This is a genomic window from Atlanticothrix silvestris CENA357 (assembly GCF_016056295.1).
GTDB classification, from domain to species: Bacteria; Cyanobacteriota; Cyanobacteriia; order Cyanobacteriales; family Nostocaceae; genus Atlanticothrix; species Atlanticothrix silvestris.
Map to the genome: position 1 here is coordinate 26,051 of NZ_JAECZB010000015.1, position 26,123 is coordinate 52,173.

25 protein-coding genes are annotated in these 26,123 nt (G+C 41.7%); 15 read left to right on the top strand and 10 right to left on the bottom strand.

The annotated features are described in order from the left end of the window. The first annotated feature begins 23 nt into the window (after positions 1-23). Entirely contained in the window at positions 24-1,478 is a 1,455-nt protein-coding gene (locus I8751_RS08990; RefSeq protein WP_214438830.1) for a dihydrolipoyl dehydrogenase family protein, read from the top strand. Here the strand turns inward: I8751_RS08990 and I8751_RS08995 are convergent. Both I8751_RS08995 and I8751_RS09000 read right to left on the bottom strand, forming a co-directional pair. Continuing rightward, positions 1,473-2,186, bottom strand: a complete 714-nt coding sequence (locus I8751_RS08995) for a diacylglycerol/polyprenol kinase family protein (RefSeq protein ID WP_214438831.1) — start codon at positions 2,184-2,186, stop codon at positions 1,473-1,475. The two genes, I8751_RS08990 and I8751_RS08995, sit on opposite strands and share 6 nt — an antisense overlap. Before the next feature lie 12 nt (positions 2,187-2,198). Beyond that, positions 2,199-3,986, bottom strand: a complete 1,788-nt coding sequence (locus tag I8751_RS09000) for a DUF3685 domain-containing protein (RefSeq protein ID WP_214438832.1) — start codon at positions 3,984-3,986, stop codon at positions 2,199-2,201. A 144-nt stretch (positions 3,987-4,130) separates the two neighbouring features. Here I8751_RS09000 and I8751_RS09005 point away from each other — a divergent pair, with 144 nt between their 5' ends. Further along, positions 4,131-7,169 carry a pentapeptide repeat-containing protein gene (locus tag I8751_RS09005; protein ID WP_214438833.1) on the top strand — a complete coding sequence of 1,013 codons (3,039 nt, stop codon included), beginning with the start codon at positions 4,131-4,133 and terminating at the stop codon, positions 7,167-7,169. A 38-nt stretch (positions 7,170-7,207) separates the two neighbouring features. Here the strand turns inward: I8751_RS09005 and I8751_RS09010 are convergent, their stop codons facing one another. Beyond that, entirely contained in the window at positions 7,208-7,657 is a 450-nt protein-coding gene (locus I8751_RS09010) for a Fur family transcriptional regulator (RefSeq protein WP_214438834.1), read from the bottom strand. 376 nt (positions 7,658-8,033) lie between these two features. Here I8751_RS09010 and I8751_RS09015 point away from each other — a divergent pair, with 376 nt between their 5' ends. Beyond that, positions 8,034-8,534, top strand: a complete 501-nt coding sequence (locus tag I8751_RS09015; protein ID WP_214438871.1) for a CRR6 family NdhI maturation factor — start codon at positions 8,034-8,036, stop codon at positions 8,532-8,534. Between the two features lie 78 nt (positions 8,535-8,612). On the opposite strand, the gene I8751_RS09020 is transcribed toward I8751_RS09015, so the two are convergent. Then, positions 8,613-8,846, bottom strand: a complete 234-nt coding sequence (locus I8751_RS09020) for a hypothetical protein (protein ID WP_214438835.1) — start codon at positions 8,844-8,846, stop codon at positions 8,613-8,615. Next, positions 8,839-9,798, bottom strand: coding sequence for a glycosyltransferase family 9 protein (locus I8751_RS09025; protein WP_214438836.1), 960 nt, complete (start codon positions 9,796-9,798; stop codon positions 8,839-8,841). The genes I8751_RS09020 and I8751_RS09025 overlap by 8 nt, the downstream gene beginning before the upstream one ends. A gap of 228 nt (positions 9,799-10,026) precedes the next feature. Between I8751_RS09025 and ispD the strand changes: the two genes are divergently transcribed. The 4 genes from ispD to I8751_RS09045 all read left to right on the top strand — a co-directional run bounded on the left by ispD (position 10,027) and on the right by I8751_RS09045 (position 12,091). Further along, a complete protein-coding gene (gene ispD / locus I8751_RS09030; RefSeq protein ID WP_214438837.1) occupies positions 10,027-10,710 on the top strand; it encodes a 2-C-methyl-D-erythritol 4-phosphate cytidylyltransferase in 684 nt (227 codons plus the stop codon). Between the two features lie 139 nt (positions 10,711-10,849). Then, positions 10,850-11,377 (top strand): SMC-Scp complex subunit ScpB, encoded by a 528-nt coding sequence (gene scpB / locus I8751_RS09035; protein ID WP_214438838.1) that lies wholly within the window; start codon positions 10,850-10,852, stop codon positions 11,375-11,377. A 42-nt stretch (positions 11,378-11,419) separates the two neighbouring features. Continuing rightward, on the top strand, positions 11,420-11,611 hold the full coding sequence (locus tag I8751_RS09040) for a hypothetical protein (protein WP_214438839.1): 192 nt from the start codon (positions 11,420-11,422) through the stop codon (positions 11,609-11,611). A 132-nt stretch (positions 11,612-11,743) separates the two neighbouring features. Then, positions 11,744-12,091: a DUF760 domain-containing protein gene (locus I8751_RS09045; protein WP_214438840.1), complete on the top strand. Its 348-nt coding sequence runs from the start codon at positions 11,744-11,746 to the stop codon at positions 12,089-12,091. Positions 12,092-12,163: 72 nt separating this feature from the next. Here the strand turns inward: I8751_RS09045 and I8751_RS09050 are convergent, their stop codons facing one another. After that, entirely contained in the window at positions 12,164-13,375 is a 1,212-nt protein-coding gene (locus tag I8751_RS09050) for an HhoA/HhoB/HtrA family serine endopeptidase (RefSeq protein ID WP_214438841.1), read from the bottom strand. A 267-nt stretch (positions 13,376-13,642) separates the two neighbouring features. On the opposite strand from I8751_RS09050, the gene I8751_RS09055 reads away from it, so the two are divergent. After that, the gene (locus tag I8751_RS09055) at positions 13,643-14,533 is read left to right on the top strand and encodes a LysM peptidoglycan-binding domain-containing M23 family metallopeptidase (protein ID WP_214438842.1); all 891 of its coding nucleotides are present in this window, start codon (positions 13,643-13,645) and stop codon (positions 14,531-14,533) included. Between the two features lie 63 nt (positions 14,534-14,596). Here the strand turns inward: I8751_RS09055 and I8751_RS09060 are convergent, their stop codons facing one another. Both I8751_RS09060 and I8751_RS09065 read right to left on the bottom strand, forming a co-directional pair. Then, positions 14,597-15,634, bottom strand: a complete 1,038-nt coding sequence (locus I8751_RS09060; protein WP_214438843.1) for a cysteine hydrolase family protein — start codon at positions 15,632-15,634, stop codon at positions 14,597-14,599. A gap of 73 nt (positions 15,635-15,707) precedes the next feature. Continuing rightward, positions 15,708-16,685 (bottom strand): phosphotransferase enzyme family protein, encoded by a 978-nt coding sequence (locus tag I8751_RS09065; RefSeq protein ID WP_214438844.1) that lies wholly within the window; start codon positions 16,683-16,685, stop codon positions 15,708-15,710. A 229-nt stretch (positions 16,686-16,914) separates the two neighbouring features. On the opposite strand from I8751_RS09065, the gene ispG reads away from it, so the two are divergent. After that, on the top strand, positions 16,915-18,141 hold the full coding sequence (gene ispG / locus I8751_RS09070; protein ID WP_214438845.1) for a (E)-4-hydroxy-3-methylbut-2-enyl-diphosphate synthase: 1,227 nt from the start codon (positions 16,915-16,917) through the stop codon (positions 18,139-18,141). A 273-nt stretch (positions 18,142-18,414) separates the two neighbouring features. Further along, entirely contained in the window at positions 18,415-19,701 is a 1,287-nt protein-coding gene (gene ctpC, locus I8751_RS09075) for a carboxyl-terminal processing protease CtpC (protein WP_214438846.1), read from the top strand. A gap of 43 nt (positions 19,702-19,744) precedes the next feature. Here ctpC and I8751_RS09080 read toward each other — a convergent pair whose 3' ends face one another. Further along, the gene (locus I8751_RS09080; protein WP_214438847.1) at positions 19,745-19,930 is read right to left on the bottom strand and encodes a DDE transposase family protein; all 186 of its coding nucleotides are present in this window, start codon (positions 19,928-19,930) and stop codon (positions 19,745-19,747) included. 751 nt (positions 19,931-20,681) lie between these two features. Here I8751_RS09080 and I8751_RS09085 point away from each other — a divergent pair. The 5 genes from I8751_RS09085 (at position 20,682) to I8751_RS09105 (ending at position 25,790) form a co-directional block, all read left to right on the top strand. After that, positions 20,682-21,458: an RNA polymerase sigma factor SigF gene (locus I8751_RS09085; RefSeq protein ID WP_214438848.1), complete on the top strand. Its 777-nt coding sequence runs from the start codon at positions 20,682-20,684 to the stop codon at positions 21,456-21,458. 162 nt (positions 21,459-21,620) lie between these two features. After that, complete coding sequence (locus I8751_RS09090) at positions 21,621-22,502, top strand: hypothetical protein (RefSeq protein ID WP_214438849.1); 882 nt, start codon at positions 21,621-21,623, stop codon at positions 22,500-22,502. 2 nt (positions 22,503-22,504) lie between these two features. Then, complete coding sequence (locus I8751_RS09095) at positions 22,505-22,750, top strand: hypothetical protein (RefSeq protein WP_214438850.1); 246 nt, start codon at positions 22,505-22,507, stop codon at positions 22,748-22,750. Between the two features lie 253 nt (positions 22,751-23,003). Beyond that, positions 23,004-25,571, top strand: a complete 2,568-nt coding sequence (locus I8751_RS09100) for a hypothetical protein (RefSeq protein ID WP_214438851.1) — start codon at positions 23,004-23,006, stop codon at positions 25,569-25,571. Positions 25,572-25,679: 108 nt separating this feature from the next. Continuing rightward, positions 25,680-25,790 (top strand): photosystem I reaction center subunit VIII, encoded by a 111-nt coding sequence (locus I8751_RS09105; protein ID WP_214438852.1) that lies wholly within the window; start codon positions 25,680-25,682, stop codon positions 25,788-25,790. A gap of 175 nt (positions 25,791-25,965) precedes the next feature. Here the strand turns inward: I8751_RS09105 and I8751_RS09110 are convergent, their stop codons facing one another. Then, entirely contained in the window at positions 25,966-26,088 is a 123-nt protein-coding gene (locus I8751_RS09110; RefSeq protein WP_190409178.1) for a photosystem II reaction center protein J, read from the bottom strand. Between the last annotated feature and the right edge of the window lie 35 nt (positions 26,089-26,123).

A 26,123-nucleotide genomic window follows, 5' to 3' on the forward strand; every position in this document is an offset into this window, starting at 1 on the left:
CTGACTACTGACCATTGACTAATATGACTATTGATTACGATGTCGTGATTATTGGCGGTAGTCTAGCCGGACGTTACGCTGCTTTAGTTGCAACCCAACTACACGCCACAGTTGCCTTGGTGGAATCTCAAGTAAATCACGTATTTATTCATCGCCAAGCCATAAACGAAATTGGTCAACTTGCACACAATCTAAATAATGCAATTGATTTTGGTATCAATGCCACATGCCCTAATACCTCAGACAAATGTCAAATATCTGTAACATGGCAAGAAGCTATGCTGTATACCCGCAGCGTCGTTTCAAATATTCAACAACAAAGTTCTCCTGCTACCTTAGCGGCGCTAGGAGTTGATGTAATTTTTGGTAGTGGTCAATTTCAATCTTCACCCCATCTGGCATTTACCGTTAATGACCGTCTACTCAAAGCAAGAACTTATTTACTCGCGAGTGGTTCTCGTCCAGCAATTCCAGATATTGCAGGATTGTCAACCACTGGTTACTTGACCCTATCTAATATTTGGCAGTCTTTAAAAGAACCAACATTGCCTAAAAATTGGGTGATTATTGGTGGTGTTCCCCAAACCATTGAAATAGCCCAAATCTTAGCGCGATTGGATTGTAAGGTAACGTTGGTAGTCGAATCTTCTCATATTTTGCCTTATGCTGATCCAGAGATAGCCCTGCTACTTCAGGCGCAGTTAGAAGTTGATGGTGTGCGCGTCCTCACCCAAACTGTAGTAACTCAAGTGATGCGAATTGAGCATAAAAAGTGGATTCAAGCAGGAGATAAGGCAATTGAAGCTGATGAAATTTTAGTAGCGACTGGACAGCAGCCAAATGTAGAATTTCTCAATTTGGCTGCGGTAGGAGTGAAATGGCGGCGACATCGCTTGGTTGTAAATGAGAAACTGCAAACTACCAACCGCCGAATTTACGCTTGTGGTGATGTCATTGGTGGTTATGACTTCGCCAATGTTGCTAACTACGAAGCCAGAATCGCCCTGAAAAATGCCCTGTTTTTTCCCAGATTTCGAGTCAATTATCGGTGTATTCCTTGGGCGATATTTCCTCACCCCACGTTGGCAGAAGTAGGTTTGACAGAGGCGCAAGCAAAACACCAATTTGGACGAAATAAAGTTTTAATTTTACGCCAGCATTATAAATCAGTAGCAGCAGCCCAACTACGGGATGAAACCACAGGTATTTGTAAATTAATAGTATTAAAAAATGGGGAAATTTTGGGAGCTTCTATTTTAGGTGCAGAAGCCGGAGAGTTAATTAATTTGATTGCTTTTGCTATGTCTCAAAAAATTCCAGTTAAACATTTAGCAAACTTAGCTTCTGTCTATCCCAGTTTCTCAGAAATTCTCGAACAAGCTGCCAGAGAGTGGAGTAACTATAAATTAAATAGCAATATTCCTTTGCAAGACTTTTTAGAAAGCTTTTTCCATTTCCGCCGCAATTGGAATTTATGATAAACCCTGCATCATTATCCATACGACACTTGCCGCCACTAGCGGCACGCTAAGATTATCTGTACCGTGGGGCGAAACTGCCTCAGCTAGGGTAGCAAAAACAGCACTAACTAACGCTATCAAAAAAGCCTTTCCCGCGCTTATAGGTGTTGCTAGAGGACTAAGTGATGAACCAGGTAATAAAAGCAGCACCAAGAATATTACCAACGTACTCGTTAGTAACATCGCTGTAGAACCCTCCCAGGAACGCACAGAATTACCAACTTGGTATTTATGTTGTCCGAAACGCCTACCAATTAACGCTGCTAAGGCATCTCCCCAAGTCATCGCCATCACCCCAGCCACAGCAACGGGAACGTTATCCACTACGCCATCTGGTCGCCACAGCAACCCAAATAATAGTGTTACGGAAATAGCAAAATAAATCGTACCGGGTGAACTGTCTTCACTATCCATCGCGCCGATAATCCGGTAGCGGTAAAACAGGTAATTAAGTCCGATAAATGTGGCAAAAGGCAGAATACCGATTTTCCAGTTATTAAACAGCAATAGTACGCCGAAGACCCACATTCCTGCACCAACGTGGATAATCTTGCGGGTTAAATTTGGCTGCACATCAAACAATCTACGTAGCCCCTCACCCAAAATTAGTAGAGAAATCGCGTAGATATAGGAGAGTACTAACCCAATTAAATTGCTATAAGTCATTTGCCCTTTGTCTCATTTTTGCCGATCGCTGTTGCGTTTAAAGTTTTTTTCTTGTAACGATACACTACCAATACCTTGCAGAATACCACGACCAATTAAACCTAGACCCCGACCAATAATTTTGGTAAGAATGAAGACAAAACCACTGCCTAAAAAAGATAACAATGATTGCAAACGTGGAGCGATCGCATCTCGAAATTCCAGTATCAATGTCACCACTAAGGGGATTCCCGAAAGTTGCGCTAATTCCTGACTACGGGGAGCATAAATTGAAATCTTGGCAATACCACGAGGCGCTAAAACAAATAGCTCATAGCGGCTCTCAAAAATTCTTTGGGCATCTTTGACATAATTATTCAAACGATATTTCCATGACAAATCATTTCTAAAACGTTCAATATCCCGCGTAGAAATTAATTTTCGGTCGTAAAAATTCTGCTTAATTACTTCTACATCTGCGAGAGAGTTCAGCAGCGGCTGCACTACACCGTTCGCTACCTGAATCAACAAATTCTCTAAAATCATTTCGGCTTGAGACTTAGCTTCGGAACTTCCCGCCGGGTAAGAGGTATTATCAATGTACAAATCTACTTGAAATATTAGATAAGAAAACAACTCAACAAATAAAGGAACTTTATTAAAAATTTCTGCTTGTACAACCCCAGGATTTTGCAGCAATAAATTCACAATTTCTATATTTTGCTTACCTAATTGCACTCGTGAGAATTTACCAAAAAAATCTGTAATTGTTGATTGCCATAAATCAAGTAATATAGTATTTTTTAAATCTCCTAACTGATTTATTGTAATTTCAGCAATCCGCAACTCATCTAACTGTTGAGCCAGTTTTTGCAGAATGAGATAAAGTAATTCTCGCTTTTTCTCTTCTCGAAAAATATCAATTTCTAAAGCAACATCGGTCACATTTTGTAAAGAAAATTGCAGTTTAGTGACGCAAGATGAAAATAAAGCAGCTTGTAGCGCTCTAGGGCTAAGTAGAGGTGGTGAAGTTTGCGGGACAATGGTGCTACTTAGTGGGGAGATAGTGGGCTGTTGCTGAGTAGAGAAAATAAATTGTTGCTGCTGTTTTTGTTGTCTTTCTTGTGGTGAAATCAATAAACGATTGAGCAGCCAACGAGCCGCCAGTAATTCTCGCCGTTGTCCAGCCAGAACTGCTTTATCTACTAGTGGTAAGCCGGGGATGCGTAATTGGGATGTAACTTCTTTTAATGTGGCATTAATGTAGCCAATTCCTGACAAATGCCAATTATGGCGTAGTTTAGCAAAAGGAAGTGAAGAAAGAGGAAGGAGAAGTGAGGAGTTTTGATTTCCCTCAGCTACCCATTTACCGATATTTCCATCTGTTGCTCTTTCATTCAACCAATAGGAACCGCCAACTGCTACTTCTTCCATCGCAGCAACTAATTCGGCAACGGGAGTACCTTTAGGGCAGTAACCATCTACACCAGCAGATTTTGCTGCCAAAAGTAGTTCTGGTTCTTGGATAGAACTAAAAAGTAAAATAGGTAAATTGGGATACTGAGTTTTTAGTTGCCGACAGAGTTGTAAACCTTGCTGCTGGCTGTCAGTGGAGCGACCGTTACCTAACTCTAGAATGACCAAATTTACTTGGTTGGGGTCTTGTTGGGCGAGTTCTGCTAATACCTGCAAGGCGGCGGTATCGGTTTCTACTGTCGATACCACTTGGATGTTATAGATTTCTTCCAAGGCTACCCGTAGTCCCAGTTGGAAGATAGGATCTTGGTCAACTAACAATAATTTTAGAGGGCGATCGCTCATATTTTGCTCAAATACACAAGCACCATTTTTTCACAGTCAGAAAACAGTTTTGATGCAAAGCTTAGTCTTCCTCATTGTTACCTGTTTTCGTCACCTGATAAATGGATGATAATTGCCATAGGCAGCTATTAACTATGTAATTAAATGAACTTCAATATTCGGCACTGGCTGGCAGAACGCCATATCGAAATCAATCACATCAGAGAGTTTTCATTTGGACAATTAGCAGGTATTGCCTACCGGATTGTTCAGGATATGGAAGTCAAAAGCCTGATGCCGTTTGACATTTGTACACTAGCAGAGGTCTTAGAACTGCCCTTAGGCGCTGTTGGGGAAGAAATCACTGTCATTGCTTTGTTGAGTGAAAGCTTGTTACGGAGTCTGAGCCAAAAAAAAGCTTTAAAACGCAATGAAGGTACATGGCTGACGTTTCAGATTGCTTATTTAAGAGCATTGCGACAGATTTTAGACCAAGAAGAAAGTCTGCAAAGACCTTGGCTAAATCGGGCGATGATACCTTCCCAACCCCTAGTTAAAGAGGGAATTGCTAAACCCCTTCTCCAAGATGCTCAACTGCAAGGGCTATTAAAAACCCTTAGCCCTGGAAAATTGAGTGATACTCAAGCTGAACAAGCCCTTTTTTTGGTGGCAGACTCATTTCTGGTGCAACAGATGAATAATGCCGCCGTAGCTTGGTTTGTCGCTAATGGTGCAGAGGAATTGGAAGCTAAATTATTAACGCACCGTTTAACACACGCTTTACCTGGACATTTATTAAGAGTTATTGCCCAAAATGCCCCACCTTTAGCCCAACTACAAAAGTTTTTCCGCTTGGGAACTGCTAGCGATACCCAAAACTTAGCTTCTGGAAGTTTAGGAATATCTTCCGCCTCTACAGTGGGTGACAAAATTGATTTGCACCGAGAAAATTACCGGGCTAGTTTGCTGCAAAGCCTTAGTACACCGTTGCTGATAGAATCCTTTGCCCTCAAAGATATCTATGTTCCTCTTGTCGGTTTACCGATGGAGAAAAAGACTACTTCACAAATTGATTTAAAAACATGGGCACAACAACAATTAGCTGATTTAGCAACTATTGCTGTAATTGAGTCGGAATCTGGTTGTGGTAAAACCAGTTTCTGTCAAATTTGGGCGGCGCAAGTAGCCCAGGAATTCTACCCCACTTGGATGCCAATCATTATTAGGCTGCGGGATGTCAAGTATGGCAGTACTTTAACCGAAACTCTCAGTTCTGCTTTTTGTGCTAATTTTCACATAAACCTTGCCACTTGGCTAGAGCAAGATTATCCTCGGTGTCTGTTGCTGCTTGATGGTCTAGATGAACTACCTCCTTCTCCTCAGGGTAAAAGAACAAAGACAATTTTTATTCAGCAGTTACTAAAATTTCAGTCTGAACACCGACACAAAATTTTGTTGACTAGTCGAACAGCGGCCTTGCAGGAAACTTCCCCAGAAATGTCTTTGCAATGGCAGCGAATTGCTATCCAGCCTTTAGAAGCCGAAGAACTGAAACGATGGTTTCAGCAATGGGCAACAGTGCAATCTTTACCTATTGCTCAAAATTATTTTACATTCTTAAAGCAGACAGGGTTATTCGCCAGTAAATCTTTGTCACCAGAACTCTCTAACCTTGTTCGCCAACCTTTGATGTTGTATTTATTGGGCGTTTTGCACCGTGATGGACTTTTTGATGATGAGGTATTGCAATTAGCTGCTAATAGCCAAAAAGCCAATAATGCTGGTTTATTGTCGGAAATTTACCATCGCCTGAGCCAATGGCTATTGGGTTATCCTCTAACTGGAGAGATCAAGACAATGTTACTGCGCTCAGGCTCAGCTCATATTCACAGAACACAAGAAGCCTTAGCCAACCTACTTTCTGGTCGTTATCCTCAAGATTTACTCGCTCAAATGCAAGCGATCGCTCTACAAATTCTACACAGCGATCGTCATCAAGTCACCTTGTCTGGGGAATTAAGCACCAATACTTTACCAATTTTTTATTTTCGCTCTTTTGTCAATCCTCAAGTGCCACAAATAATTACCACAGAATTTTCTCACCCAAAATTAGGAGAGTATCTTTGTGCTGAAGCGATGGCTGCACAACTGCAAATCCTGACTCAATGCCAAAAAGACACTTACGGCACATTTCGTTTTATCCTTGATTCTGCCAGTAGTGTTGCCCAGCATCTCTATCAATTACTCGGTTATGGCATTCTTACTCCAAAAATTGCAGAACTAGTAATTAAAAGCTTACAGCGCCAGCAAAAAAGCAATTTTTCTTGGGAAGTTTTATTACCACGCCTTGAGTCTTTTTGGCGTGCTTACTGTCAAGGTCGTTGGTTAGATGAAGGGATAGCACACCAAGTCTTGACTTATTTTCATACGTTACAAAATCCAGTCAATGTTGAACAAATAAATGCCAATGTGGGACTGAATGTGTTTTTATTACTTAACGCTGGCTACCAAGAAATAAAAATTTCCTTTTGCCCTTGCGGTAATCCAGCCAATATGACGGAGTTCTATCCAGAAGCGCTGCTAGTTTTGATTGGTAGAGCCGCAATTTTATCTAATAGCACTTTTACGAAGCGAATACACTCTCTAGCTAGACTCAACCCCTCAGGTGCATATCTATTGCAAGTAATGCTAGTGGGTATAAATCTTGAGCATACCAATTTATCAGATGCAGTGCTTATAGGGGCAAATTTAGCAGATGCTAATCTCACAGGTGCTGACTTCACAGGTGCTGACCTCACAGGCGCTAACCTCGCAGGCGCTAACCTTACTCATGTAAATCTTACAGGTGCTAATCTTACAGGCGCTAACCTTACTCATATAAATCTTACAGGTGCTAATCTCACTAATGCTTGCTTATTTCAGACCATCCTCTCTGATGCTGATAAAGAAACTGCTACCTTAAATGGCGCTTTATTCTCCCTAGAGAAATTTCAAACTCTAAAAAGTTTATTATCAGAGCAATCTCTCCTGAATTTCTCTAACACCCCAACTAACACAGATGTTTGGTTTCAGAAGACTGCAAATATGAGGCTAATTGAAAGCTTAGATGGTGAACCAATTTCTCCAATAGATTTATACGATGATGATTCTGAGGATGAGACAGTTTTTGGCGTTAATCCTGGTGATTATTATGGTCATGAGTAATTTGACCACTAACCAAAAACTTCATTACCAACGTTTTTTTATAGCTGCTCTTGGGGGTTGCGATAGCCATAAAAGTTAATAGTGTATTCGGTAATCTGCACTCCTGTTTTTTGTTCAACTTGACGGATGACTTCCTCTGGTAGTTCTATATGAACATCAAGAATTTGATTGGTATCAATACAGTTAACATGACTGTGAGAATCACTGATATTGCCATATAAACGCCCGTCACAACGTTCAATACATTCAATAATACCTTGACTGGATAGAGCTTCTAGGTTTTGATAGACAGAAGTATGACCAATGTCTTTACCTTGATGATTGAGGCGATCGTAAATCTCTCTAGCAGAAAGATGTTCATTAGCTTGCCATAGCAGTTCTAGAATAAAGCGACGCTGGCGGCTGACACGCATACCCAGTATTTGACAGCGCTCTAGAGCATCTTCTAAGGAACGAATTGGTTTTGTAGATATTGCTTGTTTTTGCATAGTTAAGTTTGTTAACTATTGGGAAAATTTCCCATGTTTAATGTTTATTGGTTCTTGATTATATGCAAGGATAATACACACCGCCATTTCACCTCTACCTGTGTTGTTGCTTATGATTGCTGCGAAATTCACAGTTTGAGGTAATGATTTCGGTTGTTTGCTGACGGTTGCTTTGCCACACCCTAATCTAAAACAAACTCATTACAACTTTAGCTTAAAATTACTGTAAATGTCCACCTTGGGACTAGGTGCTTTTCCTGCTCAAGTGGGGTGATCTAAAGTGGAGTGATTTAGATAGGTAGCATCAATCCCTGAAAGCTGGTACTGTGGATACTCGATCCTACTGTTGGGTAGAAAGAAAGTGGCTGCTGAGTCAATGACAATCACGATCGCACTGGATGCTGACTCCATTAACAATTTGGATCTTTCACCCGCATTAACGGTGATTGACGAACTGTTGCAAAAAGAAAAGATGTCTGATGACAAGACGCAGAGCGTCTACGCCTCTTATGAGCAGCAACTGCGCTTTGATATCGACTATCCCCTAGAACCTGGCGACCCCCGTGAACTTTCAGAAATTCCAGAGTTGCGGCTGTGGTTTATCCGTTTAGATGCCAAGTATCCTTGGTTTCCGTTTTTGTTAGATTGGAAAGCTGGGGAATTAGCCCGTTATACTGCGATGTTAGTACCCCACCAGTTCAGTTCCAAAGAAGGCATCCAGTACAATCCTGAAGCCTTAGAGATCTTTTTGATGCACAAAATTTTTATTTTAAGCGATTGGCTCAAACAACAAAATTTGCCCAGCTTATCGCGGCTAAAATATATGGCGCAAATGTTTGGTTACGAATTGGATGATGCTTTATTTGAAAGATTTTAAAAGAGAACAGGGCATAGGGCATAGGGCATGGATAAGAAGGGCATAGGGGAATGGGTAAGGGGGAAAGGGTTTATTTCTTCATCCTTTACCCTTTAACCCCTTCAGAGTTCGCCAGTCGCTCATGGGGAGCCACTGCGGTGGACGGGTTCCCAAGGCACTCCGTTGGGCGGCTATGCCGACTTGAAGGAAGTGCCGCCGGCATAAAGCAAGTGGCGTGGAAACCCCCTTGGCGCTAGCCTCTCCCTTTGGGAGAAGACCGCGCTGGCTCACCTTTTCCCAAGATTGTTGCTCCTCTGCTCTCTTTTTAGCCACCCCAGATTTTTTCTAAAACTGTTTTGGGCGAAATATCTGCCGTTCGACCTGTGGGAGATTTAATGGCAAGAAATTTTTCGTTTTTGGGTAACACTTTGGCTGCTTCTGTAGGGCCAAATAAGGCAATGGTATAAGTTTGTACTGCCACACCCAAATGTAGTGGCGCACTATCTGTAGACAACATTAAATTTGCCCCGGCAATTATCGCAGCCAGCTTGCCAATATCACTAGGGGCAGTCACCTTTATCTGTGGACAATACTCCAATAGTGATCGCACAAACTGCTCGTTGTCAACTCCTTTAACGACCACCACAGGCAAATCTGGTTGCTTAGATTGAAAGTCTTGAATAATTTGCTGCCAATTTGCCACAGGATAACTGGTATCCAGACTTTTAGCCTGGGATTCCTGGTTCAAACAGTCATTAATCAAGACATAGCCTGTTTCATGCAGTTTTAAGCGTATTTGTTCCTTCTGTGCCCACTCAATATCTGGTTTTGGCACGTTTACTGCTAACTCTGGACAAGCAGTATTGATATTCAATGATTGCAACAAGTCATGGTACACCGCTGCCCCATATTGGGATGGTTTGAACGGCACAGAGTTGGTGAAAAAAATCGATCCTTTGCCTTGGTAGCCAATACGTGTGGGAATTCCTGTCAACCAGAGAAAAAGACCCACCAACCAGCTTTGCCCTACAGCAATGGCAGCATCATATTCGCGATCGCGAATCGTACCCACCAGATTACCCCAATCTGCCAGACTGTTACGGTCTTTGAAATCAAAGGTCAGTACTTCATTAACTGACTTGCTCACCCGGTAGGCAGCCTTTGACCGGGGTTCAACAATGACATCTAACTGAGCGTTGGGGTAATAGCGCTTTAGATCATCTAGAGTCGGAAAGAAGAGGATTTGGTCGCCAATTCCGCCAGGTACAAGGGCTACTACTCGCATAATATTTATTGACGCGTACTCGCTCCCTATTTTAGGGGAATATAGGTATTGGGTATCAGGGATTTATTATTGGGCATTGAGCATGGGGCATGGGGAAGAAGGGTAAAGGGAAAGGGGTAAGGGGAAAGGGTTTGTTTCTTCATCCTTTAACCTTTAACTTTTTCCCAAGATTGTTGCTCCTCTGCTCCTCTGCTCCCCTGCTCCCCTAGCCCCTAGCCCCTAAATTCTGTGTATTTACTAATTCCAGCCGCAGGAATCGGCAAAAGAATGGGGAGTAACCGCAATAAACTCCTACTCGAAGTGCGATCGCAACCAATTATTGCTTGGACTCTCAAAGCTGCGGCAGCGGCAAGTACAATCCAATGGATAGGAATTATTTCCCAGCCCAGTGATTGGCCAGATTTCAAGAAAATTCTCGCTGACCTAAAGCTCACTAAACCAGTAGAACTGATTATCGGCGGCTCTACCCGCCAAGAATCTGTTTACAACGGTTTGCAAGCACTACCAGCCGCCGCAGAGCAAGTATTGATTCATGATGGTGCTAGATGTCTGGTAACACCAGATTTATTCAACTCCTGCGCCCAAGCTATTCGCCAATGTCCTGGCTTGATTGCTGCCGTGCCTGTGAAAGACACAATCAAAGTTGTGAATGAAAATGGCATAATTGAAAGTACACCCGATCGACAGCAACTTTGGGCAGCACAAACTCCTCAAGGATTTAATGTCAAGTTGTTGAAACAGTGCCACGCCGAAGGTATCAGACAAGGTTGGGAAGTAACTGACGATGCTGCTTTATTTGAAAGGTGCGGCATTGAAGTGCGAATTGTTGAGGGAGAAGAGACAAATTTAAAAGTGACCACTCCCCAAGATTTAGCGATCGCAGAATTCATCCTCAGTAACCGAAACTGGTGAAGATAAACAGGTAAACATTCAGGCTTAGCAAAACATATCTTGACTTTTTTCGTAATATCAAGTATAATCCCACACACCAGTTAATGTCCTTTGTCAAGCGTCAATTGCTAATGACCAATGACTAATGACCAATGAGTAAATGAATACAGCCACAGCGACGAAGATAGAAGCAATTCTCTATTTAAAGGGTAAACCCTTGTTGCTCGGTGAAATCGCCGAGTATGCTGCGTGCGATCGCGCCACCGTTGAAGAAGGCATAATTGAACTAATTGACAGCTATGCCCGCCGAGATAGCGCCCTAGAAGTGATAGAGACCCCAGCTGGTTACAGTCTACAACTGCGGTCTGATTTTCATGACTTAGTGCAAACATTAATCCCCGTAGAGTTGGGATTAGGCGCATTGCGGACTTTAGCAGCGATCGCTCTTAATAATCCTATACTCCAAAGTGATTTAATTGACCTGCGCGGTTCAGGAGTATATCAGCATGTTCCAGAACTAGTCGAACTCGGTTTTGTCCGTAAACGTCGAGACAATGAGTCTCGCTCCTACTCATTGCAAGTAACGCCAAAATTTCATCAATATTTCCAAATCGAGCAGCTTCCTCAAATATTGTCCAACAATCAGAAGGAAGAACAATTAGAACTAGATTTAACACTCCAGGAATAAGTAGGGAGCAGGGGAGCAGAGGAGCAACAATCTTGGGAAAAGGTGAGCCAGCGCGGTCTTCTCCCAAAGGGAGAGGCTAGCGCCAAGGGGGTTTCCACGCCACTTGCTTTATGCCGGCGGCACTTCCTTCAAGTCGGCATAGCCGCCCAACGGAGTGCCTTGGGAACCCGTCCATCGCAGTGGCTCCCCATGAGCGACTGGCAAACTCTGAAGGGGTTAAAGGGTAAAGGATGAAGAAATAAACTCTTTGCCCTTCTTATCCATGCCCCATGCCCTATGCCCTGTTTGGTTATACCTGTGGAGAATGCACTACCCTTGTACTATGGTTTAAAGTAGAATTAGCAACTAAGCTAAAAAAAACTGCCCATGGTGTTTGATCCTGACTTTTTGAATGACAACTCTGAAGAACACCCCAACCAGCTTCTGAACGACCACTCTGACGAATACCCCAATCAGCTACTCAAATATCTACAGCATCAGTCTCCTGATGTTTTAGCTCGTGTAGCCCAGTCCGTTAGTCCCGAAATTAAACAAATCATTTCGCAAAACGTCCAAGGGCTAGTGGGAATGCTCCCCGCAGAAAACTTCAACGTGCAAATCACGACAGATAGGGATAATCTCGCTGGGCTACTAGCATCAGCCATGATGACGGGTTATTTCCTGCGTCAGATGGAACAAAGAATGCAATTAGAGCATTTATCCAACAACCAATAGTCAAATAGTCAATAGTCAATAGTGAATAATTGACAATTCTAAAACTATGGACTGTAGACTCATGACTATTGACTACTTTTTTGCATCAGGATAACTTCCTGACTGCACTTTCAAAGTTTGAATTTTTCCACTGCGGTTGACTTCAATGGCCAAGATATCTCCAACTGAACTGGACTCTACCAGCTTTTGGACTTGGGCTGCTGTTTTGACTGGTTTACCATTAATTTTTTGAATCAAGTCTCCAGGAAGCAGTCCCGCCCGGTTTGCTGGGGAGTCATCCATAACTCCCTTAATTACAACGCCGATGTCCTGCTGAATGTTGAGGTTGTTTTCTTGGTTAATCTGCTGTTTTTTTGTCGGAGACAGATCTGCCATTTCAATCCCCAAAAAGGGATGCTCCGCCCGCCCTTTGGTAAATAAATCGTTAGCAACACGAGCTGCGGTTTCAATAGGAATGGCAAAACCGAGTCCTTGAGCATCGGCACGAATAGCAGTGTTCACACCAATTACCTCACCTTGGGCATTTAACAAAGGCCCACCAGAGTTGCCAGGGTTAATGGCTGCATCGGTTTGGATAAAACTGACTCGTTTATCTGGGACACCGACTTGAGCGCTAGTGCGATCGGTCGCACTGATGATGCCAATGGTGACAGTATTATCTAAACCCAGCGGATTACCAATGGCGATCGCCCACTGTCCTGGTGCTAAATTTTGCGAATTGCCCAACTTAACTGTGGGCAATTTATTTTCAGGAATTTTCACTACCGCCACATCTGTGATGGTATCAACGCCCATTACTTTACCCTCAAAAGTTCGACCATCCTTGAGGGTTACTTGTACTGTATCTGTGTCTGCTACAACATGAGCATTGGTCAGTAACTCGCCATTTTCGCTCAAAATGAATCCTGAACCTGTACCGCGCTCAATCCGTTCTCTAGGAATTGGTTCTTCATCTTCACCAAAAAACCGACGTAAAAGAGGGTTTTTTAAAGCTTCAGAGATGGGATTGGGCACTTTGCGGATGGCATTAATTCGTACTACCGCGGGCCCAACCTTTTGTACTGCTGTAGCAATAAAATTCACATTATCATCTCCAGTAGAGCCATTCGTCCCGCTTCCATAACTTGGGACTACGGATTCTGGAGGTAAAGCCATTGTCACATTTTTTAACTCTTGAAACGAGCGATTCTGTGGCAAGAAATAGCGACTGCCTAACAAGCCTGCACCGCCGCCAATTGTTAGTAAAGATAGATAAATAGCCAGTTGTCTTAAGGATAAATTCATAATCATTACGTTTAAGCCAGAACAGCAGTGCTGTAGTTAATTTCTAAGTGTAGTCAAGCAAACGGCAAGTGGACAGATCAATTTTCATAAGAATTGCTAGAAATTAGGTGATTGGGTATTGGGCATTGGGAAAAAGAGACAAGGGGGAACGGAGTAGGAGAAAAGTGCAGTCTTGTTTCTTGCCCCCTACTTTTTATTCTCTTTCCTCCCCTGCTTTTTCTGCTCCCCATCTAAAATTCAAAATTAGCGCTCTTTTGACGTGTAAATATGACTATTCCTTATCGTCTACTTTTGCTCTGTAGCCTAGTTAGCACTTTGGGGCTAGTATCCATACTGCCAGAATCAAAAAGTGCCACTGCTACGGTAGCAGGTTGCCCAATTCCAGCTTTATCTCGCTTTCAACGCCATAAAGTTGTTCGTGGTGAAACTTTGGAGAGTATAGCGCAACGCTACAATCTTATTCCAGCAACACTGATCGACATGAATCCAACTTTAATGGATGGGAGCGTGACTGTTGGTAGTGAACTTCAAATTCCTCCCTATAACGGGATTGTTGTAGAAGTTCCTCGTGGACAAACTTGGCGACAAATAGCGGCAAAATATAAAGTCCGTGCCGATACACTGTTTGAGATTAATGGCTGTCAACAAGATCCCAGAATCGTGTTTGTTCCAGAAGTAAATGGATCGCCAAATCGTCCTATTGCTGCATCGACTACACCTGCTGATGTAGAAAAGCCCGATCGCGCCTCTATATCTGGATATCCCTTACAGCAATTGGCAACTATAGGATTAGCTTATGGCTGGCAAATTAATCCTATTACTGGTGAGGTATTCTTCCATAGCGGTGTAGATTTATTAGCAGCAGTAGAAACTCCTGTACAAGCGATCGCACCAGGAACCGTAGTCTTTGCTAATGACCAAGGTAGTTACGGCAAGTTAGTTATTATTAACCACAGTGGCAGGCTGCAAAGTCGCTATGCCCAACTTGATAATATCGAAGTTACCGTTGGTCAAAAAGTCAACAAAGGAGACTTAATAGGAACAGTCGGTACAACTGGAAAACCTACTTCCAAACAACCCCATCTCCATTTTGAAATGCGTGCTAGCTCAGACTTGGGTTGGGTAGCAGAAGATCCAAAAACTTATCTCAAACAATAACCACTGCCTATCGTCTCTTGTCTTCTGACAACTGACAACTAACAACTAACAACTGACCAATTGTCAATTCCCAAATTCGATAACTTCGCTAGATTTTATAATGTGCATTCCTGCCTCTGCAAACCTAGCAAATGCTTCATCTGCTTGTTTTGTATAGTCCACAACATCCGGAACAACAACGGGAGAAGTGCAATCTTCTAGTAAATAAACTTTTTGAGCAAGGGTAGCATCTACCAGCTTAATTTCTGTTAATAAATCGTCAATTGTCCAAGCTACGCAGTGACTTTTAGCTTGTCCACCAATAATTACAGCATCAAATTCTAAAAGCTGCTGAATCAAACGCGTGTTTTTTTTTCCAAGTGGACGTTCCTCGAAATCTTCCAACACCTCTGGACGTAAAATTGAATAATTTTCGGTTAAAGGATTCTCACCTTTGATTTCAAATTGTGTCTGACTCTGACGAGCAATGCAGTGGAAAAATATCGCTTCTTCTACTGATGAAACTAAAGCATGACCAATACCACCCAACATAGAATGATAAGGCCAAACAGTTAGAGGATACTTACCATCTTGAGTGAGTTTTTTAACGTAATAATAGGCGTGTTTTTCTAATAATTCATAATCTCCGTTAGTAATACTGTGAGCGACTGCTGGATTGACTTTCCAGATACCTTGTTTAATATCTGCCGGAGTGATACTAGTCGCTGCTGGTGTAGGATGTTCACCTGCATCATTCACCCAAAAAATCGGATGGAAAATTTGCGTTGCTGTATGAGTATCGAGTGTAGGTATAATTGTTGTAATTATTTCTAAGTTACTATAAATAAATTCACACAACCGTCGATTATCATCAACTGCCCCAGTTCCAGATTTTCCTCCTACAAATAATTCAAAATCAGGAATACAAAAAGTGTTTTGAACATCAATTAATAGTAGACAAATACGAGTTGTATCTAAAGAAGCTGGTTTGATATTTTCTTGTTTTGCCCATACTTCAGCTTCTGTTGCACGTTCTTGGTAAGGTACGCGCCAGACTTCACCCACCTTAGTAGGATTAAAGTGCGGGGGAATGAGGAATTGGGCTTTTGTTTGTATATTCATCTAAAATTTGCGCTTTTTTTAATTATTAAAGTTAATTTATCCTTATTTCTTATTCTTAACTTAACTATCTGCGTCATTCAAAATCTCTCAACATAGATAATCGTCCATCCAGCCAATCATTATCAAACCACCCATAAGCTAAAACATCATCAACCGCATTTGCACTAATTCCCATTACCCAAATATGAGCAGCTTTAATAAATATAGGAATTGAAGCTATTTCAGTTTCATTGAGTTGACGAATAGCTTGATAACCTTCAATAAAACTATGTCTAACAGTAATATCTATCTTCATCTTCATTGCTGCATGTAAAAACTTGGCAATATCAAATGCACGCCAACCATAACCGCATTGGTCAAAATCAAATAATGTGGGCTGATTTTGTTTAGTAAAATGGGCATTACCGGAATGAACATCGCCAACACAAATTCCATATTCAGGTGCTAATAAAGATAGTTTAATTTCTAACAGTTGGCTTTTAATTATTTCTATTTGTTGTTGAAAATAATTGATATCCTTCGCCCGGTCTTGATAGAGAGACTTAATTTTTAATATTGACCAATCTAGCAAGTATTCATTATTCAATACAGGACGGCTAAAGCTGCTTTGAAATTTATTTAGCGTCTGGTGAATTTTTGCCAGTACCTCTCCTAAAGTATAACTTTGTTTATGATCAAGCTTTTCATTAACTGCATATCCTGGTGCATAGGAAAATACAGAGGCATAGCGCACACCTTCAGGTGCTAAAACTTCTGTAGTAAAATTACCGTCTGTTCTAGCAATAGGGTAAGCTATGGGCTGCTGTTGTTGATGTAAAAATGCTAGGAGTTCTAATTCAAAATCAATCTCTTCCTTATTGTGCCAACTACGCCGATAAACCCGCAGAATATAATTCTCACCCTCAGTTTCTACTAGATAAGTATCGTTAAGTCCACGTTTGTATAACTTGCAGCTATAAGGCTGTTGAATTGAATACTCGCCAAGTACTGTGGCAATTAAAGCCGCACCGTCAAAAATTGAGTGAATTACAGGTATTACAAATTGCGTCATAAAAGCATTGATATTACTTGTATAATTTATAACTCAGTAAAAATGCATCGCTAACCATACCTTATAGACTTTCATTTTCAATTTCAAGTCGCCTGTACTTTCTTCACCTCACTCTTAATTTTATTTTTTGCTACCTCATCATCCAAAAAAGCTCGTCCTGTGGCAATCTTGAGAGACAGAGACTTTTCAATCTGATATTTTAGCTACAGCAAATTTACCTAATGGGGTTATGCAAACTCTGCCGACTCTTACAACTTCCAATACCACAGCAGAACAACCCACTTTTGAGACCACTATCAAGCGGCGCAAAACTCGCCCCGTAAAAGTGGGAAATGTCACCATTGGAGGTGGCTACCCCGTTGTGGTGCAGTCAATGATTAATGAAGACACACTTGATATTGATGGTTCTGTCGCGGCTATTCGTCGTTTGCACGAAATTGGCTGTGAAATTGTCCGCGTCACAGTGCCAAGTATGGCTCACGCCAAAGTGATGGCGGAAATTAAACAAAAATTAATTAAAACCTATCAAGACGTGCCAATTGTTGCCGATGTTCATCACAACGGCATGAAAATTGCTCTGGAAGTCGCTAAACATATAGAAAAAGTGCGAATTAATCCGGGGTTGTATGTATTTGAAAAACCCAACTCTAATAGAAGCGAATATACTAAAGCCGAATTTGATGACATTGGTGAAAAAATCCGCGAAACTCTAGAACCGCTAGTTGTGTCTCTGCGTGACCAAGGTAAAGCGATGCGAATTGGTGTAAATCACGGTTCTCTCGCTGAAAGAATGCTATTTACCTACGGCGACACCCCAGAAGGGATGGTGGAATCTGCCTTAGAATTTATTCGCATTTGTGAATCTTTAGACTTCCGTAACTTAGTAATTTCGATGAAAGCCTCACGGGTACCTGTGATGGTAGCCGCTTATCGACTAATGGCTAAGCGTTTAGATGAATTGGGTATGGATTATCCCCTACATTTAGGCGTTACGGAAGCTGGTGATGGCGAATACGGACGCATAAAATCTACGGCTGGTATTGCCACTTTACTTGCGGATGGCATTGGCGATACAATCCGCGTTTCACTTACAGAATCACCAGAAAAAGAAATTCCTGTTTGCTACAGTATTCTGCAAGCTTTAGGGTTGCGGAAAACAATGGTGGAGTACGTCGCTTGTCCTTCCTGTGGACGCACTTTGTTTAATTTGGAGGAAGTACTGCATAAAGTCCGGGAAGCCACCAAACATTTGACCGGGTTAGATATAGCCGTCATGGGTTGCATTGTTAATGGCCCTGGAGAAATGGCAGATGCCGACTATGGTTATGTTGGTAAGACTCCTGGTTATATTTCTTTGTATCGTGGCAGAGAAGAAATTAGAAAAGTCCCAGAAGCACAAGGAGTAGAAGAATTGATTAACCTGATTAAAACAGATGGACGTTGGGTAGAACCATAAAGGAATTAGCGTGAGCAGAGGAGCAGGGAAGCAACAATAGGGGAAAAGGTTAACGGGTAAAGGGTAAAGGACAAAGAAATAAACCCTTTCCCCCTTACCCATTCCCCTTTACCCCTTCTTAACCCATGCCCCATGCCCTATACTTAGTCTCCTAAGTTCGCCGGATTGTCAAGTATTTTAATGAATTAGAAATACATGCTTGGCCTGTACGATGTACCCTGTGTTAGATTGGGCATACTGACTATAATTTTTCCCTCTGACAAAACTGTCATTATGGTGATTACAAAAAGTAGACTTGTTTTGGGTGCTACGGCAGTGACACTCTCCACGATTGCTGTTACTAGTCTTGGTATCCACTCGCGAGGTCAGGCTTTATTTAAAGCAAGTCCCAAGGAAACGGTAGACGAAGTTTGGCAAATTGTTAACCGCCAATACGTAGATGGTACCTTTAACCAAGTAGATTGGCAGGCTGTTCGTAAGGAGTACTTGAACAAGTCTTACAGTAGTCAGCAAGAAGCTTATAAGTCCATTCGGGAAATGCTCAAAAGGCTGGATGATCCCTACACCCGGTTTATGGACCCAGAGGAATTCAAAAACATGCAAGTGGATACCTCTGGAGAACTCACAGGCATTGGTATCACAATCAGTCAAGATGAAAAAACTAAGCAGTTAGTTGTAATTGCGCCGATTGAGGATACACCCGCATTTAAGGCGGGAATTTTAGCAAAGGATGAAATTACCCAAATTAACGGTAAAAGTACTAAGGGGATGGATACTAATCAAGCAGTATCTTTAATCCGAGGTGAACCAGGAACAACCGTAAACCTGACAATTAGGCGCAGCGGTCAAACAAAGCAGTTTCAAATCAAACGGGCGCGGATTGAAATTCATCCGGTCAAATATTCTCAAAAGCAAACACCAGCAGGTAAGCTTGGCTACATTCGCCTTAACCAGTTCAGTGCTAATGCTGGTAAGGAAATGCAAAACGCCATCAAAGATTTAGAAAGCAAAAAGGTCTCTGGGTATATCCTAGATCTCCGTGGCAATCCTGGGGGTTTACTATACTCTAGTATTGAAATTGCCCGGATGTGGCTAAATAGCGGCACGATTGTCTCTACCATTGACCGTCAAGGTGAACAAGAGCGAGAAGTAGCAAACGGACGTGCTTTAACAACTAAACCACTGGTGGTATTGGTGGATAAAGGTTCAGCCAGTGCCAGTGAAATCCTTTCAGGGGCATTACAAGATAATAAACGTGCTACTTTGGTGGGTACTCAAACATTTGGCAAGGGACTGGTGCAATCAGTACGTCCCTTAGACGATGGTTCAGGACTGGCGGTGACAATTGCTAAATATCATACGCCTAGTGGTAAAGATATTAATAAGCATGGAGTTGATCCAGATATCAAGGTGGATTTGACTGATGCCCAGAGGCAAGATTTGTGGCTCCGGGAGCGTGATAAACTTGCCACACTAGCAGACCCCCAATTTGCTAAAGCAGTGGAAGTGATAGGTAAACAAATTGCTGCTAGAGGACTTACTAGCTCCGAAAAGAATTAAAAAGAAAAAAGGTGAAAGATAATACTTCTTTTGCCTTTTGCATTTAGATAGCTTGGCATTTACCAGCCCTAATTAATCCTATACGGCGGGCGATCGCTTCCGACTCTGAAGTAAAAGGCCCCCACTGCTCTATAATTTCTGCATTATCGTCCCCAACTTGGTCGCTGGGGACGATTTCGCAATGCCCAGCAGGACGTTTGACAATATATAAATCTTGTGAATTTTCCATACTGAAAATAAAGATTTGTTTTTTCAATCAAAATTTTACGACATAGGTTAAACGTTTTCGCGTCGATCAAGCTAATTACTAGTAAATTACAGCGTAAATAAAGCTGCTATTCAAAATAGTGAATAATTCGAGAATAAAATTAATTATTGTAACTTTTTGACTTCCGCCACACCGTACTAGTTTCTTTTCGTTTTACTAGATATGTAAAAAATTTGGTATTAACTTCAGTATTCAGTACTTAGAATACTGTGCTGTTTCTATGGCTTTAAGTACTATATCTGACGAGAATACAGGTGATATTAGCAAGAATTCTTAGAGTTGCATTAGACCTTACCTCAGTAAGCGCAGACAAGAACAGTCAGTTTACTTATTTTTAAGTTATCTGCACTTTATTTTATATGAATTATAGTTAACCACTCCAGTAACTTTACTGACCAATAAAGTCTTGATAGTCAAGAAAAGCTATGAGAAATAGCCCTCATAATTCATTCATAAAATTAAGTACAATCCCGGTTTTAAATTTAGTATAAAATTTCATATTTTGTTTCTATGTAGTTTGTAAAAGCTACAGCTGATACTAGCTCTAAATAACAAACAAAATACCGATTTCGCTTATTTAAATTTTGCTCAATGGTCAGTCCCATATAAATTCATTGGGGCAAATAGCATGATATTTGCTTTGAATCCGCACAATCGTAACTTTGTTTAAGAGCGAGTATTTGATGTTTATTTACTAAATAAACCCGGTGCTATGCCTACCACAGCAACCAATGAATTGAAGCACGAAATTTGGCAGTTGTTGCGAGAATATCAGCAATCTCGCTCTGAAACTGTTCGCAATCAACTGGTGAAACTTAATTTTGGACTTGTGAGAAAAGAAGCTCACTACTGGATGAATCAATGCCATGAAAGCTACGATGACTTACTCCAGGTTGGTTGTTTGGGTTTAATTAGGGCGATTGAAAGATTTGAAATTTCTAAAGGACATGCCTTCAGTTCCTTTGCTATGCCCTATATTCGTGGTGAAATTCAACACTACCTCCGAGACAAAGGTGTCACAGTGCGAATTCCCAGGCGCTATTTAGCGTTGCAACAGCAAGCAATAGGAGTTTCGCGTTCATTGCGCGAAAAATATAACCGCCAACCTACTGACTCTGAATTAGCTGAAGCACTAACAATTTCTACAGAGGAATGGCAGGAAATTAAATTAGCATGGATCAACCGCGCTCCTTTAAGCTTAGATGTTCCTATCCAAGATGGTGAAGAAGGAGCTACAAGCTTAGGAGAATTGGTTCCCGATCCGCATTACCGCAGTTTTCAACTAGTGCAAGAAGACCAAATTCGTCTACAACAAGCATTGATTCAGTTAGAAAAGCGTACCCGTGAAGTCTTGGAATGTGTATTTTTACAAGATTTGACACAAAAGCAAGTGGCAGAACACTTAGGGATTAGTGTAGTCACGGTTTCTCGTAGAGTCAAAAAAGGTCTAGATTTGTTGAAGCAGCTCATGTGTGTAGGAGAAGATTAAGCCCAAGTTAGGTTAACCCGCATTTACCCCTGATTGGTAGTGCTAAAAATAACCCTTGAAATGTAAAAAATTAGGTTATAAAGGGAACATACTTTGCCAATAACACAAATAGGCATTGTTAACTTCCACAAGCAAATTTCTTATGGCTTTTGAGAACAGCTCATGGGCAGAAAATCAAAAATTGCATTTGCAACTATTTTAAGTTTGGCGATCGCTGGATGTGCATCAGAAGATACACAGCAAGCTACTAATCCTACCCCGCCTACAACACCAGCATTAAAAGCGCCACCAGTTGCTCAATCTTTAATAGCTAAAGCACCATCAAAGACTCAATCATTTAATAACCCTCTAATAGTTGCCAAGGAGGCTCCCGCAAATGCTTCTGGCACTTCTAATCTAATTCAGCTTACTAATGCTACAGAACGGGTAACCATAATATCAAAAGGGCGGACTGACCCATTTGCCCAAATTATTGGAACGCCGATTTATGAAATGTCCACAAGTACGGTTGCCAAAAAAGTTCCTGTGTTGCCTCCCCTACCTAATACCCCTAATCGAGGTGTGTTAATTGCAGGACGACAACGCAGTGCTGTTTTGTCCCAAGCAACAGTAGCAAAAACTGCCAAACCAAAACTCAACCCTGCCTTAGCTCAAGTTTTACCAAAGGTTTTGCCCCAAGTTGTTGCCAATCCTACTTTAGTATCTGTATTACCACCACCAGCCCAACCTGAACTAGCAAGAGCAGTTATTGTGACTGGTGTAGTTCTAATTGGTAGAGAACCCCAAGCAATTATCAAAGTACCGAACGAGCAGGCAAGTCGCTATGTACAGGCAGGACAACGACTGGCCAATGGTCTACTAATTAAACGGATTGAAATGAATGAGGGTTCCAATCCAATCGTGATTCTGGAACAATATGGTATTGAAGTTGCCAGAATGGTAGGAGAAACACCCACTGGTTCCACGCCATCAGCTACAACTGGGGGAAATTCTATCTCAGTAACAACACCTCCTCAAAATCCTTTTAGTGTTGGAGCTTCATAAACATGGAGACCAAAGAAAAAATTGAATTTGTTGGTTTACCTTTAGCAATCTATCGAGAGATAGTAGCTCATTTGCGTCAAGTCGAAGGGATAAAAGTGGGTTTGATTCCTCAGTCATCCCAACAATTTGATTACAATCAAAGCCAAGTCGGTGGCTTGTGGATTTCTTGGACACAAAACTCTAACTCAGAAAGTCGCCAACGTGTCCAGCAAATTTTGGCTCACTATCAAAACCGCTATAGCGTCTAAGACTGTGTGAAATATCAAGTTTTTCAACTATAGCCATAGTTGAAATTTATAAGGGTGAGGTTATTAACCTAACCCTACATGCGTTTGTTGGGTATTCCTTGCCTTGAACCAACTTAATTATTTATTCAATACAGCTAATGTCTGAATCAAAACATTACATTATGTGATGCAATTACAGATTGCTGAGGTAAACTTGCAAGCAAGATAATACACAATATTACTCAGCGGCTCTTCGGTCTGGGCATCACTTAAAATGGAACACTGGCAATTTCTGATTCAGAGACAGGGCGATCGCTCTTGGCATACCCTGGAATCGCCAAATATAGAAATTTCGGCAGGTCGGTATCGAGTTTTGGCTCGTTCTAACCTTCCTAATACAGATGTGGAAATACGGGTAATTCATTCTTCAACCCAGGAAGTTCCTCCAAAGCGGAGAATTCAAAAGCGATCGCGGCGTACTAACTCAGAAGGATTAATGGCGGTAATTCCCTTTACTCATCTCAAGCCGGGAAGTTGGGAGTTGCAATGCTCTGGCGACTTAATGTCGGATCTTTTGGGTAAATCCTGGCAATACAGCATTCATTTGCAAGTCTTGCCTCAAGAAGTAGGTGAGGCGGGAGCAGAAAATTTGGATAGCGGGGAGAGTATAGAAGAGGCAAACTCGCCCCATTATCAAGATGCTACTTTTGAGAGTGACTTTGTAGTATATACTCTGGAAAAGCCAGAAGAGGCTATTATTGATCAGCCTGTCAGCCCAGTTTGGGTCAAAGGTGAAACAGCAGAGCAAATTTTACAAAATTTAATAGAGTTAGCTTTACCTGTTAGTGAATCTTTGCTGGAGGATGAAAAAGTTGAGGATTCTCCAGCCATACAGCCAGCGCCTCCACTTTTGCTAACCCTAAATCAAGAAAGTTACATTGCTAGTTGGGGGCAAGCGTTGATTATTAATGGGTGTGTAGAGCTACAAAGTGATACACCATACCCAGAACACCTCCATGCATTGGAACTACGAATTGAACTGCGATCGCCTTTAAAAACGGAAATTTTAACCCAAGTACGGCAATCCTTACCTAACACGTCACTACCCTTCACCATTAACACCTCCATTGATATTCCTGCCGACTGTGAATCTAAGCTGATTTTGGCAGACATGAGTTTGTATGGCGCACTCACTAACCTTGGTGAAGTGACGCTGCTAGCTAGCCAATCTTTTACAATTACAGCTGATGTGACAGAATTACTGGCAATCACAGGCGCGGCAAAATCTAGTCAAGCCGATTTGCGTGATGACTCGAACCCATCACCAATATCAGATGCTGCCAAAAAACCAAAAACATCAATCAGCATCGATTTAAAACTGTTCAACCTAGTCAGAACCCTACCCACAAATCAGTCTCAGCCTACCGATTTATCGCCAAATCAGCCCCTAACATCGTCTATTAATCTGCGAGTTCTACAAGAAGTCAATCTTCAGGAATCTACCTTCAATAAATTAGTGGATTCCCGATCTCCGCAACTTCCAAAACTGCCTGAAAACCAAACTAAAGCAGATATCACGGATACAGCTGTTACAGAGTTTCCAGAGCAGCTTTTAGAGAAAGGTGATACTACTGTTTCCGTTAACTCAATCACTACTGTAGCCCCGATTAACTTAGAGCAGTTGGTGATCAAGAATCGTCGAGTGTCGATGTTTGGCAATAGTTTTCCTTATTTGAAACGACTCCAAGCCTTGCCTATTGACAATCCAAAAGTGGAAAGTAATGCACCAGATGAGTTAGATGTATTGGCGTTACAGCCGGTAGAGGACTCAATACAAATAGACACAACCTTAGTTGAAGATAAAAATAAACCCGAACTTTTAGCCGATAATGCCCAACCCCAAGATGATTCTGTAACAGAAGTACTAGCCTCAACAAATGTGGAATTAATTGATGACTCTGACACAGAGGCAGATGTACCAGCGAATTCGGAAGTCTCATCCCCCCTAATTAGAAAATGGATGCACAGCCAAGGATACTCCTTGTCTGAACCCCTATATTTACCATCTCCAGATAATGATCCTGATGTTCTTGATGATTTGGTGTTGAGCGCTCAAACTCCTGCTGTGGATGTCGATTTGTCATTAAACTTAGATGATGAAATGGAAATCAAGACAGATACGGAGTTGCCTGAAGCCGAAGATATCAGTACACAAGAAAACATAGAAGATAATACACTTGAAAACCCGGACGTAGAAAGTACTTTGCCAGAAACTTCCTTGTCACTACTGCAAGTTCCACAACTACTACCTGCCCCTTCTATCAAGGTTCCCCCAGCTTGGTTAGCTCAAGAAATTGTTGTAGATGATACATATAGTGAGACCGGAGTAGAAGCACTGAGTAATCATACTTACGAAGCTCAGGCGCAACCAATCTCAGATTTATCTATTCCTCTACATATAGCTGAGGTAAGTAGTGAACCTTTGCCAGTTCCGCAGTTACATGTACCAGATGGTGAACTGATCGCCGGTAAATTGATCAGAGTGCGCGTAGAATTGCCTGATGTCAGCCACCAAGTTGTTGTGAAGCTATGGGTTGAGGATTGCCAAACTCGCTGGTTGCTGGATGGGCCTCATTTGCTTAAAGATCTGTTACCAAGTCCTGGGGGGGGGTTAGAAGTAATTACTCAATTAAATGTTCCCTTCGGCTGTTTGGAAGTTCGTTTGGAAGCGATCGCTTTAAATGTGGCTACCCAACAGGAGAGTCACAAAGTCACAGTAGTGCGGAGTGTGATTCCTCCAGACTTGCCAAATTTGCAACTAGATGAATTGTTCGGTATATGAACACTCTTGAGCGAAGCTGTGTTAAAAATCTTGAGATTTTACAAAATGCCGCTGAATTTGCAGTAAGCTCATTTTGAATTGTAGTGTGATTGAACAGGAATATTTACTATGGCAGCTTCATTTTTGCCTTCTATCTTTGTTCCCATAATTGGTTGGGTTTTGCCAGCTATAACATTCGCATTTCTGTTTTTATACATTGAAAGCAATGATATAGACTAGTTGAGCAATGGGTAATTAGTTACTGCACTTATTACCTATTGTTTGTTGACTTGATTGTGCAACTAATCAATTTTTGAAAAACCGCCTATCTCATGGAGACAGGCGGTTTTTTAATGCCGATTTCTAAATAAATTTTAGAAAATCCAGACTAAATGGTATTGAACTGAGGTAATTCTTACATCGAAGAACCGATTCCGGCGTAGGCTCCATAAAAGAAAATGCCTACAACAGTAATTACACCTAATCCTGCGATCGTAGCGACGACCCACAGGGGAATTCTCCCGCTTCCAGCAGACACAGCTTTTTCCTCTCTTAACAACAAATCAACACAGG

Excerpts from the sequence above, each read along its gene's own strand:
- I8751_RS08990 (WP_214438830.1), top strand. The coding sequence starts at position 24 with ATGACTATTGATTACGATGTCGTGATTATTGGCGGTAGTCTAGCCGGA.
- I8751_RS08995 (WP_214438831.1), bottom strand. The coding sequence starts at position 2,186 with ATGACTTATAGCAATTTAATTGGGTTAGTACTCTCCTATATCTACGCG.
- I8751_RS09000 (WP_214438832.1), bottom strand. The coding sequence starts at position 3,986 with ATGAGCGATCGCCCTCTAAAATTATTGTTAGTTGACCAAGATCCTATC.
- I8751_RS09005 (WP_214438833.1), top strand. The coding sequence starts at position 4,131 with ATGAACTTCAATATTCGGCACTGGCTGGCAGAACGCCATATCGAAATC.
- I8751_RS09010 (WP_214438834.1), bottom strand. The coding sequence starts at position 7,657 with ATGCAAAAACAAGCAATATCTACAAAACCAATTCGTTCCTTAGAAGAT.
- I8751_RS09015 (WP_214438871.1), top strand. The coding sequence starts at position 8,034 with ATGACAATCACGATCGCACTGGATGCTGACTCCATTAACAATTTGGAT.
- I8751_RS09025 (WP_214438836.1), bottom strand. The coding sequence starts at position 9,798 with ATGCGAGTAGTAGCCCTTGTACCTGGCGGAATTGGCGACCAAATCCTC.
- scpB (WP_214438838.1), top strand. The coding sequence starts at position 10,850 with ATGAATACAGCCACAGCGACGAAGATAGAAGCAATTCTCTATTTAAAG.
- I8751_RS09045 (WP_214438840.1), top strand. The coding sequence starts at position 11,744 with ATGGTGTTTGATCCTGACTTTTTGAATGACAACTCTGAAGAACACCCC.
- I8751_RS09050 (WP_214438841.1), bottom strand. The coding sequence starts at position 13,375 with ATGAATTTATCCTTAAGACAACTGGCTATTTATCTATCTTTACTAACA.
- I8751_RS09055 (WP_214438842.1), top strand. The coding sequence starts at position 13,643 with ATGACTATTCCTTATCGTCTACTTTTGCTCTGTAGCCTAGTTAGCACT.
- I8751_RS09060 (WP_214438843.1), bottom strand. The coding sequence starts at position 15,634 with ATGAATATACAAACAAAAGCCCAATTCCTCATTCCCCCGCACTTTAAT.
- I8751_RS09065 (WP_214438844.1), bottom strand. The coding sequence starts at position 16,685 with ATGACGCAATTTGTAATACCTGTAATTCACTCAATTTTTGACGGTGCG.
- ispG (WP_214438845.1), top strand. The coding sequence starts at position 16,915 with ATGCAAACTCTGCCGACTCTTACAACTTCCAATACCACAGCAGAACAA.
- ctpC (WP_214438846.1), top strand. The coding sequence starts at position 18,415 with ATGGTGATTACAAAAAGTAGACTTGTTTTGGGTGCTACGGCAGTGACA.
- I8751_RS09080 (WP_214438847.1), bottom strand. The coding sequence starts at position 19,930 with ATGGAAAATTCACAAGATTTATATATTGTCAAACGTCCTGCTGGGCAT.
- I8751_RS09085 (WP_214438848.1), top strand. The coding sequence starts at position 20,682 with ATGCCTACCACAGCAACCAATGAATTGAAGCACGAAATTTGGCAGTTG.
- I8751_RS09090 (WP_214438849.1), top strand. The coding sequence starts at position 21,621 with ATGGGCAGAAAATCAAAAATTGCATTTGCAACTATTTTAAGTTTGGCG.
- I8751_RS09095 (WP_214438850.1), top strand. The coding sequence starts at position 22,505 with ATGGAGACCAAAGAAAAAATTGAATTTGTTGGTTTACCTTTAGCAATC.
- I8751_RS09100 (WP_214438851.1), top strand. The coding sequence starts at position 23,004 with ATGGAACACTGGCAATTTCTGATTCAGAGACAGGGCGATCGCTCTTGG.
- I8751_RS09105 (WP_214438852.1), top strand. The coding sequence starts at position 25,680 with ATGGCAGCTTCATTTTTGCCTTCTATCTTTGTTCCCATAATTGGTTGG.